Below are 15,731 nucleotides of genomic sequence, written 5' to 3'. Positions count from 1 at the left end.
CCGGCAGGCCCCGGCTACAGTCACCGCCCATGACGACACATGATCACCCCTCTTTCGCCGTTCACATCGCCGACGCGGACCTGGAGTCCGAGCCGCTCGACCCCGGCCAGATCGTGTCCGGTACGCCCGAGGTGACCGGCAAGGTCCTGTGGGAGTCCGCGGACGGCAAGCAGGTCCGGGGCATCTGGCAGATCACGCCCGGCGTGGTGACCGACACGGAGGCCAACGAGCTGTTCGTGGTCGTCAGCGGACGCGCCACCGTCGCCGTCGAGGGCGGGGACACCCTGGAGATCGGCCCGGGGGACGCCTGTGTCCTGCGCGAGGGGGACCGGACCACCTGGACCGTCCACGAGACGCTGCGCAAGGCCTACCACATCAGCCTCTGAGATCCCGGACGGAGACCGCCCCGTGAGGCAGGTCCGTGAAGGGGTGGGAAAGGGCGGGAGGGTCCGCCGGGAAAGCGCGGGTGAAGGTCCGGAGAAGGGCGTACGGGCCTCTGGTAGGAAGGTTTCCTATCAGCTAGCATCCCGTCAGCGGCTTGGCGCGGCGCCCGACCCCCGAGGGCGTGACGCGCTCAGCGAGAGCTCTGACCCGGCCGCTGTACGCCGACCCTGCCCGGACGGCTCCGTGCCCCCGCGCGGACTCCCGGGCAGGAACGCGGCGTCCCGCACCGGTGTCCAGCTCTCGCCGACCCTTCAGGCCAGGGAGCCCAGGTATGCGCCTGTACGCCTCCGCCCCACCCCGTCGCACCGTCCCCCGCACACTGTTCCTCATCCTCTCCGCCGTCCTCCTGCTCGTCGGAGGCCTGCTGCTCGTCTCCCCGGGCCGCGCCGGAGCCGCCGCCGACCCGCTCCTCTCCCGGGGCAAGCCGGCCACCTCCTCCTCCGTCGAGGACTCCACCTTCGAACCGGCCAAGGCCTTCGACGGCGACCCGGCCACGCGCTGGGCCAGCGCCGAGGGCTCCGACCCGCAGTGGATCCGGGTCGACCTCGGAGCCTCCGCCACCGTCTCGCGCGTCCGCCTCTCGTGGGAGGCCGCCTACGCCCGGGCCTACCGCGTCGAGATCTCCGCCGACGGCTCCACCTGGACGCGGCTCGCGACCGAGACCGCCGGAAACGGCGGCACCGACGACTGGACCGGCCTCACCGGCAAGGGCCGCTACCTGCGCGTGTACGGCACCGCCCGCGGCACGTCGTACGGCTACTCCCTCTACGAGACGGAGGTCTACGGCACCCTCGACGGCGGAACCCCCACGCCGACCCCGACGCCCTCCCCGGGAGGCGCCTTCACCGTCGTCGCGGCCGGTGACATCGCCGCCCAGTGCACGGCCTCCAGCAGCTCCTGCGCCCACCCCAGGACGGCCGCCCTGGCCCAGCGGATCAACCCCAGGTTCTACCTGACCATGGGCGACAACCAGTACGACGACGCCCTGCTCTCCGACTTCCGCGCCTACTACGACAAGACATGGGGCGCGTTCAAGGCCAAGACGCGGCCGTCACCCGGGAACCACGAGACGTACGACCCGGCCGGCCCGCTCGCCGGCTACAAGGCGTACTTCGGCGCCCTCGCCTACCCGCAGGGCAAGCCGTACTACAGCTACGACGAGGGGAACTGGCACTTCATCGCCCTCGACTCCAACTCCTTCGACGACGCCGCGCAGATCCAGTGGCTCAAGGACGACCTCGCCCGCACCACCAAGGGCTGCGTCGCCGCCTACTTCCACCACCCCCTGTACTCCTCCGGCGGCCACGGCAACGACCCGGTCTCCAAGCCCGTCTGGCAGATCCTCCACGGGGCCAGGGCCGACCTCGTCCTGAACGGACACGACCACCACTACGAGCGGTTCGCGCCCCAGGACGCCTCCGGGCGGGCCACCCCCGACGGCATCGTCGAGATCGTCGGCGGCATGGGCGGCGCGGAGCCGTACCCGATCGAGACGGTCCAGCCGAACAGCCAGAAGCGGATCAGCGGACCGTACGGCGTCCTCAAGCTGGACTTCACCGACACGACGTACACCTGGCAGTACGTCGGCACCGACGGCCAGGTCAAGGACTCCGGCCCGACCTACACCTGCCACTGATGTACCTCGCGACCACCGGTCGCCCGGACGCGCCGCCACCCCGCGTGAGGGGGCGGCGGCGCGTCTCCGGGACCGTCCTCGCCCTGGGCGCCGTCAGCCTCGTCACGGACATCTCCTCCGAGATGGTGACGGCCGTCCTGCCGCTCTACCTCGTCGTCGGACTCGGTCTCTCCCCGCTCCAGTTCGGCTTCCTCGACGGCCTCTTCAACGGCGCCACCGCGCTCGTACGGCTCCTCGGCGGCCACGCGGCCGACCGCGGAGGCCGCCACAAGCGCGTCGCCGGCGTGGGGTACGCCCTGTCCGCCTGCTCACGGCTCGGATTGCTCCTCGCGGGCGGCGCGACGGGCTGGATCGCGGCGGCGCTCGCCGGCGACCGGCTCGGCAAGGGCATCCGCACCGCCCCGCGCGACGCGCTGATCACCCTGAGCAGCCCGCCGGACGACCTCGGCCGCGCCTTCGGCGTCCACCGGGCGATGGACACGACCGGCGCCCTCCTCGGGCCGCTCGTCGCGTTCGCCCTGCTGTGGGCGACGGCGGACGCCTACGACGCCGTCTTCGTCGTCAGCTTCTGCACGGGTGTCGTCGGAGTGCTCCTGCTGGTGGTGCTCGTACCGGGCGGGGCAGCGGTCGGTGCGGGAGCGCCCCGCCCGCCGCGGCCGCGCACGGCCGCGCCGCTCGCACCGCTGCGGTCCGTCCCCTTCCGGCGGATCCTCGGCGTGACCGCGCTGCTCGGCGCGGTCACCGTCGGCGACGCCTTCGTCTACCTCCTGCTCCAGCGACGGCTCGACCTGGCCGTCACCTGGTTCCCGTTCCTGCCGTTGGGCGCCGCGGCCGGCTATCTGCTGCTCGCCGTCCCGGCGGGCCGGCTCGCCGACCGGATCGGCCGCCGCCGGCCCTTCCTGTACGGGCACGCGGCCCTGCTCGTCGCGTACGCCCTGCTCCTCGCTCCGGGCCCCGACCTCCTCGTGCTCGGTCTTGTCCTCGGGATGCTCGGCGTCTTCTACGCGGCCACGGACGGGGTCCTGATGGCGCTGACCGGACCGCTCCTGCCGGCGGGACGGCAGGCGAGCGGGCTCGCCCTCGTCCAGACCGCGCAGGCGCTGGCCCGCCTCCTCGCGGCGACCGGCTTCGGGGCGGCGTGGACGCTGTGGGGGGCCCGTACCGCCCTCGTCCTCGCCCTCGCGGGCCTCGCCACCGCCCTCGCCTGCGCCTGGCGCCTGCTGCCCGCCGCACCGGCGACGCACGGGACGCCGGGCGGGCCCGAAGGGCCGTCTCCGGCTCGCGTCGCCCCGCCGGGCCCCGCGGGGTCTCCGGCGGCCGGGCTGCCGCCGGGTCGCGAAGAGCCGCCTCGGTCGACCGGCCTCGCGCCGGGGCGATCGGGGCGGTTGCGGCGGTTGGGCCGTCGGGAGTGTGCGGCGGCCGGGCTCCCGCCGAGCCCGGAAGGGCCTGCTCCGTCGACCGGCCTCGCCCCGCTGCCCGCAGGGCCTCCGCGCCCCGGGGCGCTTCCACCCCCTGCGGACCCGCCGTCCGCCGATGCGCCCCCCTCCGCCGATGCGCCACCGCCCTCTGATGCGGCGCCGTGCGCTGAAGCGCCCGCGCCCTCCGCAGCGCCGTCAGGGGCCCGCCGACCGTCGTCCGAAAGGCTTTCGTCATGAACGGCCCGCACCACCGCGCGCGACTCTGGGCCCTGGTCCTCGCCGTCCTGCTGCTCGGCGGCGGGGCCACCGCCTACACGTTCCGGGCCGCCGAGCGGACCGCCCCCCGCGCCCGTCCGGCCGCCGCCGATCCGGCCTTCGCCCTCGACGGCCCGGCGGGCCGGGCGTTCTTCCGGGACACCGCGACGGGACGCGTCGCCCGGCAGGACCCGGACGCTCCGGGGCCGGCCCGGGTGGCGGGCGGCCCGGCCTGCGACCGCTTCCACGCGTCCGGGTCCACCGCGCTGTGCCTCCAGCGGCGGCCCGGCGTCCCGGCCCGCTCGTACGCCCTCGTCCTCGACCGGCGGCTGCGCGAGGTGCGCCGGATCGCGCTGCCCGGCATCCCGAACCGGGCCCGGGTCTCCGCCTCGGGCCGGATGCTCTCCTGGACGATGTTCGCCACGGGCGACTCGTACGCCACCGCCGCCTTCTCGACCAGGACCTCGATCCTCGACCTGCGTACCGGCTACCTGGTCAAGAACATGGAGCAGATCCCGCTCACCCTCGGCGGACGGCGCTACCACGCCCCGGACGTGAACTACTGGGGCGTGACCTTCGCCCGCGACGACAACCGCTTCTACGCCACGGTCGCCACCAAGGGCAGCACGTACCTGGTCGAGGGCGACATGCGGGGCTGGTCGGCGCGGGCTGTGCGGGAGAACGTCGAATGCCCGTCGCTGTCACCGGACGGCACCCGGATCGCCTTCAAGAAGAAGGTCTCCCGGGACGTGAAGGCGCCCTGGAGGCTGTACGTCCTGGACCTCCGAACGCTGCGCGAGCATCCGGTCGCCGAGCGGCGGAGCGTCGACGACCAGGCGGCCTGGGCGGACGACGGCACCCTGGCGTACGGCCACGAGGGCACGGTGTGGACCGTCCCCGCCGACGGCACGGGCGCGGCCGGCAGGCTGGTCTCCGGCGCGTCGTCCCCGGCGTTCCCGCGCTGACGCGCCGGGGCGGCCGTCGGACCGCCGACGGCCGCAGCCAGGCTGCCCGGCGGGCACCCGGGCGGCCCGGCGCGGCTGCTCAGGCGCGCCGGGCGGTGCCCCGTACCGCTCCCCGGACCGCCAGCGCCGCCATCGGGAGCAGGAGACACGCGCCCACCAGGTTCAGCCAGTCGTAACCGGCCTGGGCGACGATCAGTCCCGCCACCAGGCCGCCGACCCCGGCCGCCGTGTTCATCGTGAAGTCCGACAGCCCCTGGACCGCCGCCCGGGCCGCCTGCGGCACCGAGTCCGTCAGCAGCGCCGACCCCGACACCAGGCCCGCCGACCAGCCAAGGCCCAGCAGGAAGAGGCCCGCGGCGGTCTGCGGGTGGCTCGCTCCCGCCGTGCCGGCGAGCAGCGCGGCCACCGACAGCAGCCCGACCGCGAGGCCGATGACCGACAGGCGCCCCAGCCGGTCCGCGAGCCATCCCATCACCGGGGAGAAGGCGTACATGCCCGCGATGTGACCGCTGATCACCAGGCCGATCAGCTGGATGCCGGCTCCGTGATGGCTCAGCGCCACCGGCGTCATCGACATGATCGAGACCATGGCGGTGTGCGAGACGGCCACGGTCACCAGCGCGAGGCGCGCCCGGGAGGACGCCCGGACGGCCCGCATCCCCGCCTTGAGGGAGCGGCCGGCGGCCGCCTCCCCGGCGTCCTCGGGCTCGGCCAGGTCGCGGGCGGTGAGCAGCGGGTCGGGACGCAGCAGCAGGGCGACCATGACCGCGGCGACCAGGAAGACCCCGGCGGCCCAGACGAACGGGCCGGCCGTCGCCGGGATGCCGAAGCCGGAGACGCTCTTCCCGGCCGGCGCCGCGACGTTCGGACCGAGGACGGCGCCGACGGTCGTCGCCCACACCACCGTGGAGATGGCACGGCCCCGGCGGTCCGGTTCGGCGAGATCGGCGGCGGCGAACCGGGCCGCGAGGTTGGCCGAGGATCCGGCGCCGAAGCCGACCAGGCCCGCGAGGAGCAGGGGGAAGCTGTCGATCACGGCCCCGAGCACCACGACACCCGCGCCCACGGCGCCCATCAGGTACGCGAACACCAGCCCGGGCCTGCGTCCTCGGGCGGCCATGAGGGAGGCCAGCGGCATCGCGAGCAGGGCGGGGCCGGCCACCGTGGCCGTGGAGGCCAGCCCGGACAGCGCCTCCGTGCCGCTGACGTCCTTGGCGAGCACCGCGGCGAGGGCTACCCCGATGGCGATGCCGAGCCCGCCGAGGATCTGGCTGGCGATCAGCACGGCCTGGATACGGCGGCGCAGGGCCGGCAGGTCGGTGGCCTTCGGGGCGGGTACGCGCCGGGGCGGTATGTCGGCGGTGGCGTCAGGGGCGCCGGGAGCGTGGGTCACTTACGGGAGTGTGCCAGCCGGGGGAGGGGAGGGGAACGCCCCGGACCCCCGGCCGTCCGGCACGCGGCCCGCTCAGAACAGCGGTTCCGGCAGCACCCCTTCCAGGGCCAGCAGCCGCCGCTTCGTCTCCAGGCCCCCTCCGAAGCCGCCGAGGCCGCCGTCGCTCTCCACCACCCGGTGGCACGGCACGACCACCGGCAGCGGGTTGGAGCCCATGGCCGCCCCGACCGCCTGCGCCGCGCCCGGCTGGCCCACGCGCTTCGCCAGGTCTCCGTACCCCACCACCGTCCCGTACGGCACCGAGTCCGCCAGCTCGCGCAGCACCTGCCGGTTGAAACCGGTCGTCAGCGTCCAGTCCAGGGGGACGTCGAAGTGCCGCAGCCCGCCGGAGAAGTACGCCGCGAGCTGCCGTATCGGCTCGGCGAGCCTGCCCGTGCCGCTCCGCGTCAGCTCCGCCCCGAGCTGCCCGGCCAGGCGGTCCAGCGCCCGCTCCCGGACCGTCTCGTCGGCGTGGAAGACCACGCTCACCAGGCCGCGATCGGTCGAGGCCAGCAAGAGCGGGCCGATGCCGCTCTCGACGACCGTCCATTCCACCGTGGTGTCCATGCCGGTCACCGTACGACCCGGCACTGACATCACGGTCCGGTCTCGCCCCGGTCTCACCCATGCCAATTCCCGGACCACGTGGTCGTCCGGCCGCCCGCGCGCCATAATCTCGCCCCGTAGTACTACTCAGCGGTACCGACTGTTTTCGGACGACGTTGCGCCACGGGTGGAGGACTCACGCTCATGCAGGGCACGGTCGACGGATTCAGCTACGGCCTGGTCACGCCGGTGGCCGCCTACCTCATGGCCTGCCTCGGCGGCGCCCTGGGTCTCCGCTGCACCACCAGATCGCTCCGCAACCGGGACAGCTTCAAGGCCGGCTGGCTGGCCCTGGGGGCCACCTCGATCGGTACCGGTATCTGGACGATGCACTTCATCGCCATGATGGGCTTCTCGGTCCGGCAGGTCCCCATCGGATACGACCGACCGCTCACCTTCGCCAGTCTGGCCGTCGCCGTCGTGATGGTCGGCATCGGCATCTTCATCGTCGGATACCGCGGCGCGACCCGTCTCACCCTGGTCACCGGCGGCACGATCACCGGGCTCGGCATCGCCACCATGCACTACCTCGGCATGGCGGGGATGCGGCTCCACGGGCGCATCGAGTACGACACCCCTACCGTCGCCCTGTCCGTGGTGATCGCGGTCGTGGCGGCCACCGCCGCCCTCTGGGCGGCCGTCTCGGTGCACGGCTTTCTGGCCAGCCTGGGCGCCAGCATGGTGATGGGTCTGGCGGTCAGTGGTATGCACTACACCGCCATGGCGGCGGTCAACGTCCACCTGTACGCGGAGGGCACCGCCCCGGTCGTCGGCGACTCCGCCACCTCGCTGCTGCTGCCCATGCTGATCGGGCCGGGAGTCTTCCTCGTCCTGGCCGCCGTCGTCGTCATGTTCGACCCGCTGCTCGTGATGGGCGACCCGGACTGGCAGCGGCCCGCCACCCAGGGCGGTCATCTGCCCGGCGTCCCCGCGCCCCGCCGGGCCGCCGCCTACGGCGAGCCCGCGAACTGGTCGGCCCGCCCGCCGTCCGGCCGGGCGGCACGCAGGGGCGGCCGGGGAGGCGCGCCGCACGGCGTCCACCGCTCCCAGGACTGGTGAGCCGGACCCTCCGCCAGGGCCGCTCCCGCCCCTCCGCCCGGGCCCTTCTCATCCGTCCGCCCAGGACCGTTCCCGTCCCTCCGCCCGCGTCCCCGTGCGTCCCCTCCGGACCTTTCACCGCCCGACTGTCAGTGGGGGGTCGTACGGTGGTTGCATGCGGCCCGTTTCCAAGATCGAACGTACGGTGGCGCCTTTCGAGGTCGTCAGCTCCTACCAGCCCAGCGGCGACCAGCCGACGGCCATCGCCGATCTCGACCGGCGGGTCCGCGCCGGTGAGAAGGACGTCGTCCTGCTCGGTGCCACCGGCACCGGCAAGTCGGCGACCACCGCGTGGATGATCGAGAAGCTCCAGCGCCCCACGCTGGTGATGGCACCGAACAAGACGCTGGCCGCCCAGCTGGCGAACGAGTTCCGCGAGCTCCTGCCGAACAACGCCGTCGAGTACTTCGTCTCGTACTACGACTACTACCAGCCCGAGGCGTACGTCCCGCAGTCGGACACCTACATCGAGAAGGACTCCTCGATCAACGAGGAGGTCGAGCGGCTGCGCCACTCCGCGACGAACTCGCTGCTCACCCGCCGGGACGTCGTCGTGGTCGCCTCCGTCTCCTGCATCTACGGCCTCGGCACGCCCCAGGAGTACGTCGACCGGATGGTCCCGCTCAAGGTCGGCGAGGAGATCGACCGCGACCAGCTGCTGCGCCGCTTCGTCGACATCCAGTACGCCCGCAACGACCTGGCGTTCACCCGGGGCACCTTCCGGGTCCGCGGCGACACCATCGAGATCTTCCCGGTCTACGAAGAGCTCGCCGTCCGGATCGAGATGTTCGGCGACGAGATCGAGGCCCTCTCCACGCTCCACCCGCTCACCGGCGAGGTCATCAGCGAGGACCGCGAGCTGTACGTCTTCCCGGCCAGCCACTACGTGGCGGGACCCGAGCGCATGGAGAAGGCGATCAACGGCATCGAGCGGGAGCTCGAGAGCCGCCTCGCCGAGCTCGACAAGCAGGGCAAGATGCTGGAGTCCCAGCGCCTGCGCATGCGCACCACGTACGACATCGAGATGATGCGCCAGATCGGCTCCTGCTCCGGCATCGAGAACTACTCGATGCACTTCGACGACCGGGAGCCGGGCTCCGCGCCCAACACCCTCCTCGACTACTTCCCCGAGGACTTCCTTCTCGTCATCGACGAGTCGCACGTCACCGTGCCGCAGATCGGTGCGATGTACGAAGGCGACGCCTCGCGCAAGCGGACCCTGGTCGACCACGGCTTCCGGCTGCCCTCCGCGCTCGACAACCGCCCGCTGAAGTGGGAGGAGTTCCAGCAGCGAATCGGTCAGACGGTCTACCTCTCCGCCACTCCCGGCACGTACGAGCTGTCGCGCGGCGACGGCTTCGTCGAGCAGATCATCCGCCCCACCGGCCTGGTCGACCCCGAGGTCGTCGTCAAGCCCACCGAGGGCCAGATCGACGACCTGGTCCACGAGATCCGGCTGCGCACCGAGAAGGACGAGCGCGTGCTCGTCACCACCCTCACCAAGAAGATGGCCGAGGACCTCACCGACTACTTCCTCGAACTCGGCATCCAGGTGCGCTACCTCCACAGCGACGTCGACACCCTGCGCCGCATCGAGCTGCTGCGCGAGCTGCGGGCCGGCGAGTACGACGTCCTGGTCGGCATCAACCTGCTCCGCGAGGGTCTCGACCTGCCCGAGGTCTCGCTCGTCGCCATCCTCGACGCCGACAAGCAGGGCTTCCTGCGCTCCGGCACCTCCCTGATCCAGACCATCGGCCGCGCGGCGCGCAACGTCTCCGGTCAGGTCCACATGTACGCGGACACGATCACGCCGGCGATGGAGAAGGCCATCGACGAGACCAACCGGCGCCGTGAGAAGCAGATCGCGTACAACACCGCCCACGGCATCGACCCGCAGCCGCTGCGCAAGAAGATCAACGACATCGTCGCCACGATCGCGCGCGAGGAGGTCGACACCGAGCAGCTGCTGGGGACCGGGTACCGCCAGGGCAAGGAGGGCAAGGGAGGCAAGGCCCCCGTGCCCTCCCTCGCCGCCCACGGCACCAAGGGCAAGGGCGGCAAGGCGGGCGCGGCGGGTTCGACGGTCCAGCTCGGCGACCGCCCCGCCACCGAACTGGCGGCGATCATCGAGGAGATGACCGACCGCATGCGCGCCGCCGCGGCGGAGCTCCAGTTCGAGGTGGCCGCCCGCCTCCGGGACGAAGTGGGAGAGCTGAAGAAGGAGTTGCGCCAGATGAAGGAGGCGGGTCTCGCCTGACGGAAAGAGGCCCGGAAGCGGTCCGGTGTGTTGCAAGACCGACACAAAACCGGACCGCGTCTGCTGCGCTGTCAGTCCCCCTGCGTAGGGTGCTGGACAACCGCACGCACAGCAGAGACGGCCGCGGGGATCGCAACGAGAGGGGACAGCGCGTGACGGTCAACATGACCAAGGGTCAGGCCATCAGCCTGGAGAAGCAGGGCGGGGGCACCCTTACCTCGGTACGGATGGGGCTCGGCTGGCAGGCGGCGCCGCGCCGTGGGCTGTTCGGCTCGCGCACCCGGGAGGTCGACCTGGACGCCTCCGCGGTGCTCTTCGCGGACAAGCAGCCGGTCGACGTGGTCTTCTTCCGTCATCTGGTCAGCGACGACGGCTCGGTCCGCCACACCGGTGACAACCTGGTGGGTGGCGCCGGGCAGGGCGGCGACGACGAGTCGATCCTGGTCGACCTCCAGCGCGTCCCCGTCCACATCGACCAGATCGTCTTCACGGTGAACTCCTTCACCGGCCAGACGTTCCAGGAGGTGCAGAACGCCTTCTGCCGGATCGTCGACGAGACCAACGGCCAGGAGCTCGCGCGCTACACCCTGGACGGCGGCGGCCAGTACACCGCGCAGATCATGGCGAAGGTGCACCGGGCCGGTTCCGGCTGGCAGATGACGGCCCTGGGGAACCCGGCCAACGGCCGTACGTTCCAGGACCTCATGCCCGCGATCCTGCCGCACCTGTAGTCCGGCACCCGCAGGCGCACTCACAGCTCCCGGAGGCACCAGGCCGCCGGGAGCTGTCCCACATGATCCGCTCCCACATGATCCGCACGGAAAGATGCTGAGGGGACAGAGTCGATGACGGCCGAGCTGGTCCGCGGGCAGAACCACCCCCTGCCCCACACCCGACTGGAGATCCGGGTGTCGGCCGGGCATCCGGTCATCGCCGGAGCGACCCTCGGCGACGAACGGGGCAGGGTGGGCGGTGTCGAGTGGATCGCCCATCCGGGCTCGCCCTCGCTGCCCGGCATCGAGGTCTCCCAGCAGGCCGCCGCCGACCACCGTCTCGCCGTCGACCTGGAAGCGCTGCCGCACCCCGTGCACCGGGTCTCGGTCCTGCTGGCGCTGCCCGTCGGCGTCGGCGGGCCGTCCCGCTTCGGCGCCGTCGCGGCGCCCTTCGTCGCGGTCACCGGTCTCGACGGCGGCGAGATCGCCAGCTTCACCCTCACCGGCCTCGACCGGGAGTCCGCGGTCGTCGCCCTGGAGCTGTACCGCCGCCAGGACTCCTGGAAGGTCCGCGCCATCGGCCAGGGGTACGAAGGCGGCCTCGCGGCCATGCTCGGCGACCAGGGCGTGGAGCGGCCCTCCGAACTCGCCGCGTCGATCCTGGACGCCGTCTCCCGGGGCATGGCCCGGTCGGTCTCCGCCCCGCCGCCGCGCGTCCCCGACGCCGAGCGGGTGCGCCACTCCTCACCGGTGACGGCCTCCGACGCGGCCCCGACGCTGCCGGTGGCGCCCCAGCCGGCCCCCACCGCCGCACCGGGAGCGCCCGGCACGCCGGTCCCGCCCCCGACGGCCACCGCGTCCGCGTCGCTCGACGCCTCCTCCGCCCCTCCCGGCGGCTCCTCCGGCCCCGCGACCGGCGGGGGCATCAGCTACGCCCATCCCCGGCGCCAGGCCGCGGCCCCGGACCCGCGGCCCGCCCCGCCCGTTCCCGTCGCCGGGGACGCCACCGGCTGGTCCATGGAGGAGCGGCTCTACAACCAGGTGTGGGGCATGTTCGAGGACCTGGCCCGGGCCACCGCCGCCTACCGCAGCGCGTGCGACTTCGCCGAGTCCCGCCTCGACCAGGAGTTGGACCGGGCCCTGTCCGACCCCCGCAGCCGCATCGGCGGCGCGGGGGACGCCGCCCGCGAGGCGGCCCGCGCCCGGCACGACGAGCTGACCGCCCGCGCCCAGGAGGCCCTGGACCGCGATCTCGACCAGCTGTCGGCGGAGGCCGAGGTCGTCGAACCGGCGCTGCCGGCCGCCTTCGCCCGCTGGGACAACCCCGTCTGGCACGCCTACCGCGTGCCCATGGAGGTGCCGATGGCCGTGCGCCTCGGCGACCTCCACCTCCCCGAGCGCACCGGTCTGCGCATCCCCATGCTGGTCCGCCTCCCGCTGGAACGCGGGCTGTGGGTGGACAGCGGACGCGGCCACTCCGAGGCCGCCAACCTGCTCGACGAGGCCGAGCTGCGCCGCCTCGCCATGGACACCGCCGTCGCCCACGCCGCCCGGCTCCTCGCCGTGTATCCCTCGGGCGAGTTCACCGTCCATGTCATCGACCCGGCCGGCTCGGGAGCCGCGTCGCTCGCCCCCCTGGTCGAGGCGGGCGTCCTCGCGGGTCCCCCGGCCGCCGGGGCCGCCGGGGTCGGCGCCGTCCTCGCCCGGCTCACCGAGCGGGTCGACCTGGTGCAGATGGCGGTCCGGGCCGGCGCCCCCGACGCGCTGCCGCCCGGCATGGACACCGCCGAGCAGCTGCTGATCGTCCATGACTTCCCCCATGGCTTCGACGACCGGGCGGTCACCCAGCTGCGCTACCTCGCGGACGAGGGCCCCGCCGTCGGCGTCCATCTGCTGATGGTCGCCGACCGCGAGGAGGCCTCGGCGTACGGCCCGGTCCTCGACCCGCTGTGGCGCTCGCTGCTGCGCATCACTCCGGTGGCCGACGACCACCTCGCCGATCCCTGGGTCGGCCACGCCTGGACGTACGAGCCGCCGCAGGTCCCGCACGGCAGCCAGGTGCTCCGGACGGTCCTCGCGCAGGTCGCCGACGCCCGCCGGCAGTGGGGCCGCTGACCTGCCGCCTTGGGGTCTCCTTACCCTGCCCTTTACCTTCTCTTGGTCTTTCGGGTAGTCTTCATGGTGCGGAGGGGAGTACTCCCCATGTGCGGCGTTCCCGTCAATACGGACAGATCCTGTGCGGTCTGATCCCGGGGCGTCGGCCCGGACCGTCCCGCACGGCCCGGGTGGAAGAGACCTCCGGCAGCGACGACGCTGATCAGTAGCCGTACGACGCCGGAGGCGCAGTGGACGTTTCGATGACTCTTTGGGTGCTGACCATTCTCGGTCTCACCGCACTGATCGGGATCGACTTCCTCATCGGGCGCAAGCCCCATGACGTGTCGGTCAAGGAAGCCGGAATCTGGACCATCGTCTGGATCATCCTGGCCGTGCTCTTCGGACTCGGCCTGCTGGTCTTCGGCAACAGCCAGGCCGCGGGCGAGTTCTTCGCGGGCTTCATCACCGAGAAGTCGCTCAGCGTCGACAACCTCTTCGTCTTTGTGCTGATCATGGCGAAGTTCGCGGTGCCCTCCCACCTCCAGCAGCGCGTGCTGCTCGTGGGTGTGCTGATCGCCCTGGTGCTCCGCGCGATCTTCATCGCCGCAGGCGCCACGATCATCGCCAGCTTCTCCTGGGTCTTCTACATCTTCGGCGCGTTCCTGATCTACACCGCCTGGAAACTCATCCAGGAGGCACGCGCCGACGAGGACGAGGACGACTGGGAGGAGAACCGTCTCCTCAAGTCCGTCGAGAAGAGGTTCGGCGTCGCGGACAAGTACCACGGCACGAAGCTCTTCATCCGGGTCAACGGCAAGCGGGTCCTGACCCCGCTGATGATCGTCATGCTGGCCATCGGCACCACCGACATCCTCTTCGCGCTCGACTCGATCCCCGCGATCTTCGGTCTGACGCAGGACCCGTACATCGTCTTCACCGCCAACGCCTTCGCCCTGATGGGTCTGCGGCAGCTGTACTTCCTGATCGGCGGCCTGCTGAAAAAGCTGGTCCACCTCAGTTACGGCCTGTCGGTGATCCTCGGCTTCATCGGTGTGAAGCTGGTGCTGCACGCACTGCACGAGTCCGGGGTGCACGTCCCCGAGATCTCCATCCCGTTCTCGCTGGCGGTCATCTGTGGCGTCCTGATCATCACCACGATCACCAGCCTGATCGCCTCCAAGAAGCAGGCCCAGCGCGAGGCGGCCGAGGCGGGCGAGACCGAGAAGGACAGCGTCGAGGCCTGACCCTCTCCGGGCACGGCTCGAAGAGCCCGGCAGGGCCGGGCAGCAGCAGGAGACAGCACCGCGGCCGGCGCGGGCGGCACACCACCGCCCCCGCCGGCCGCGGCGCGTCTTCGCCCGGGACCCTGCCCGACCGGCCCCCGGCGTGCACCCGCTCCGGACACTCCCTAGACCGGCACCTTCTTCGCGGCCTCCTCCTGCCGGGCCGGCAGCGTCTCGGGCAACAGCGCGAAACAGCCCAGGCTCACCAGCGCCACCACCGTGAGATAGGCCGCCACGCCCCACGGCGCGCCCGGACCGGTCGAGGCGGCCGTGGCCACGATCGGTGTCAGCGCCCCGCCGAGGACACCGGCGAGGTTGTAGCCGACCGCGGCGCCCGTGCACCGCACCCTCGGCTCGTACAGCTCCGGGAGGTACGCGGCGATCACCGCGAACATGGTGATGAACGCCAGCAGCGCGCCGGTGAATCCGAGGAACATCAGCACCGGCCGGGCGGTGTGCAGCAGGGCCACCATGGGGAACATCCAGACCGCCGAGGCCGCGCACCCCAGCAGGCACAGGGGCCGCCGGCCGTGGCGGTCGCCGAGGACCGCCACGAAGGGCGTCACGACGCCGCTGATCGCCACCGCCCCCATGACGCAGACCAGCATCACCGTGCGGTCGACCCCCAGCCGCTCGGTGCCGTAGGCGAGGGCCCAGGTGGAGACCGTGTAGAAGACGGCGTACCCGACGGCGAGAGCGCCCGCGGTCAGGAGCACCAGGCGCCAGTGGTCGCGCGCCACCTCCGCCAGGGGAGCGGTCGCCCGCCTCCCCGCCACGCTCATCTCCTCGAACTGGGGGGTCTCCGCCAGCGAGGAGCGCAGCAGGAGACCGCCCGCCGCGAGCAGCCCGGCCGCCCAGAAGGGCACCCGCCAGCCCCACTCGCGGAACTGCGCGTCGGTCAGCCCGGCGGAGAGGGCCAGCATCACGCCGTTGGCCAGCAGGAAGCCCACCGGGGGGCCGATCTGGGGAAAGCTGGCCCACAGTGCGCGCCGCCGCTCCGGCGCGTGCTCGGCGGTCAGCAGCACCGCTCCGCCCCACTCACCGCCCAGGCCGAGCCCTTGCAGGAAGCGCAGGACGAGCAGGAGGACGGGGGCGGTGATGCCGAGGGTCGCGTACGTGGGGACACAGCCGACGGCGACCGTGGCGCAGCCGGTCAGCACCAGGGAGGCGAACATGACCGGGCGCCGCCCGTAGCGGTCGCCGATGTGGCCGAAGAGCGCGGAGCCCAGGGGCCGGGCGACGAAACCCACGGCGAAGGTGCCGAAGGCGGCCAGGGTCCCGGCGAGAGGGGAGAACGTCGGGAAGAAGAGCGGTCCGAGGACGAGCGCGGCGGCCGTTCCGTAGACGAAGAAGTCGAAGAACTCGATGGCCGTGCCGACGAGGGACGCGGCGGCGAGCCGCGCCATGGAGGGTGCGGACGGCGGACGCGGGGAGTGACTGTCGTGCATGCCGCGCCAACTACCCGGCGTGCGCGTGGGTTACGGGGGCGTGCGGAAGCGCCCGGCACGACGGCGTGCGCCGGTCCTC

11 protein-coding genes and 1 pseudogene are annotated in these 15,731 nt (G+C 72.7%); 9 read left to right on the top strand and 3 right to left on the bottom strand.

All coding sequences use genetic code 11. From position 1 onward, the window contains the following. The first annotated feature begins 29 nt into the window (after positions 1–29). The 4 genes and pseudogenes from ACZ68P_RS00800 (at position 30) to ACZ68P_RS00785 (ending at position 4,718) form a co-directional block, all read left to right on the top strand. On the top strand, positions 30–386 hold the full coding sequence (locus tag ACZ68P_RS00800; RefSeq protein WP_471000553.1) for a cupin domain-containing protein: 357 nt from the start codon (positions 30–32) through the stop codon (positions 384–386). A gap of 329 nt (positions 387–715) precedes the next feature. Further along, positions 716–2,080 carry a discoidin domain-containing protein gene (locus ACZ68P_RS00795; RefSeq protein WP_471000550.1) on the top strand — a complete coding sequence of 455 codons (1,365 nt, stop codon included), beginning with the start codon at positions 716–718 and terminating at the stop codon, positions 2,078–2,080. Beyond that, positions 2,080–3,357 (top strand): annotated as a pseudogene (locus ACZ68P_RS00790) (MFS transporter); the annotation flags it as partial. The gene ACZ68P_RS00795 and the pseudogene ACZ68P_RS00790, both read left to right, overlap by 1 nt. Positions 3,358–3,731: 374 nt before the next feature. Beyond that, on the top strand, positions 3,732–4,718 hold the full coding sequence (locus tag ACZ68P_RS00785) for a TolB family protein (protein ID WP_471000548.1): 987 nt from the start codon (positions 3,732–3,734) through the stop codon (positions 4,716–4,718). Positions 4,719–4,797: 79 nt separating this feature from the next. Here ACZ68P_RS00785 and ACZ68P_RS00780 read toward each other — a convergent pair whose 3' ends face one another. Both ACZ68P_RS00780 and ACZ68P_RS00775 read right to left on the bottom strand, forming a co-directional pair. After that, positions 4,798–6,072 carry an MFS transporter gene (locus ACZ68P_RS00780; protein WP_471002351.1) on the bottom strand — a complete coding sequence of 425 codons (1,275 nt, stop codon included), beginning with the start codon at positions 6,070–6,072 and terminating at the stop codon, positions 4,798–4,800. 111 nt (positions 6,073–6,183) lie between these two features. Next, the gene (locus ACZ68P_RS00775; RefSeq protein ID WP_471000545.1) at positions 6,184–6,717 is read right to left on the bottom strand and encodes a methylated-DNA--[protein]-cysteine S-methyltransferase; all 534 of its coding nucleotides are present in this window, start codon (positions 6,715–6,717) and stop codon (positions 6,184–6,186) included. Between the two features lie 183 nt (positions 6,718–6,900). On the opposite strand from ACZ68P_RS00775, the gene ACZ68P_RS00770 reads away from it, so the two are divergent. The 5 genes from ACZ68P_RS00770 to ACZ68P_RS00750 all read left to right on the top strand — a co-directional run bounded on the left by ACZ68P_RS00770 (position 6,901) and on the right by ACZ68P_RS00750 (position 14,165). Continuing rightward, positions 6,901–7,815 carry an MHYT domain-containing protein gene (locus tag ACZ68P_RS00770; RefSeq protein WP_471000542.1) on the top strand — a complete coding sequence of 305 codons (915 nt, stop codon included), beginning with the start codon at positions 6,901–6,903 and terminating at the stop codon, positions 7,813–7,815. Positions 7,816–7,969: 154 nt separating this feature from the next. Next, on the top strand, positions 7,970–10,111 hold the full coding sequence (gene uvrB, locus ACZ68P_RS00765; RefSeq protein ID WP_471000539.1) for an excinuclease ABC subunit UvrB: 2,142 nt from the start codon (positions 7,970–7,972) through the stop codon (positions 10,109–10,111). A gap of 152 nt (positions 10,112–10,263) precedes the next feature. Further along, positions 10,264–10,842, top strand: coding sequence for a TerD family protein (locus ACZ68P_RS00760; protein WP_215065185.1), 579 nt, complete (start codon positions 10,264–10,266; stop codon positions 10,840–10,842). A 114-nt stretch (positions 10,843–10,956) separates the two neighbouring features. Beyond that, a complete protein-coding gene (locus ACZ68P_RS00755; protein WP_471000536.1) occupies positions 10,957–12,939 on the top strand; it encodes a TerD family protein in 1,983 nt (660 codons plus the stop codon). A 230-nt stretch (positions 12,940–13,169) separates the two neighbouring features. Then, a complete protein-coding gene (locus ACZ68P_RS00750) occupies positions 13,170–14,165 on the top strand; it encodes a TerC family protein (protein ID WP_471000533.1) in 996 nt (331 codons plus the stop codon). Between the two features lie 164 nt (positions 14,166–14,329). Here ACZ68P_RS00750 and ACZ68P_RS00745 read toward each other — a convergent pair whose 3' ends face one another. Beyond that, complete coding sequence (locus tag ACZ68P_RS00745; RefSeq protein WP_471002348.1) at positions 14,330–15,610, bottom strand: MFS transporter; 1,281 nt, start codon at positions 15,608–15,610, stop codon at positions 14,330–14,332. Positions 15,611–15,731: the final 121 nt, after the last annotated feature.

The organism is Streptomyces sp. NPDC036822, assembly GCF_055609145.1.
This window is presented reverse-complemented; position numbering and strand designations above follow the sequence as displayed.

Bases quoted from the DNA above. Each gene is read 5' to 3' on its own strand.
- ACZ68P_RS00800 (WP_471000553.1), top strand. From the start codon at position 30: ATGACGACACATGATCACCCCTCTTTCGCCGTTCACATCGCCGACGCG.
- ACZ68P_RS00795 (WP_471000550.1), top strand. From the start codon at position 716: ATGCGCCTGTACGCCTCCGCCCCACCCCGTCGCACCGTCCCCCGCACA.
- uvrB (WP_471000539.1), top strand. From the start codon at position 7,970: ATGCGGCCCGTTTCCAAGATCGAACGTACGGTGGCGCCTTTCGAGGTC.
- ACZ68P_RS00745 (WP_471002348.1), bottom strand. From the start codon at position 15,610: ATGGCGCGGCTCGCCGCCGCGTCCCTCGTCGGCACGGCCATCGAGTTC.
- ACZ68P_RS00785 (WP_471000548.1), top strand. From the start codon at position 3,732: ATGAACGGCCCGCACCACCGCGCGCGACTCTGGGCCCTGGTCCTCGCC.
- ACZ68P_RS00770 (WP_471000542.1), top strand. From the start codon at position 6,901: ATGCAGGGCACGGTCGACGGATTCAGCTACGGCCTGGTCACGCCGGTG.
- ACZ68P_RS00755 (WP_471000536.1), top strand. From the start codon at position 10,957: ATGACGGCCGAGCTGGTCCGCGGGCAGAACCACCCCCTGCCCCACACC.
- ACZ68P_RS00775 (WP_471000545.1), bottom strand. From the start codon at position 6,717: ATGGACACCACGGTGGAATGGACGGTCGTCGAGAGCGGCATCGGCCCG.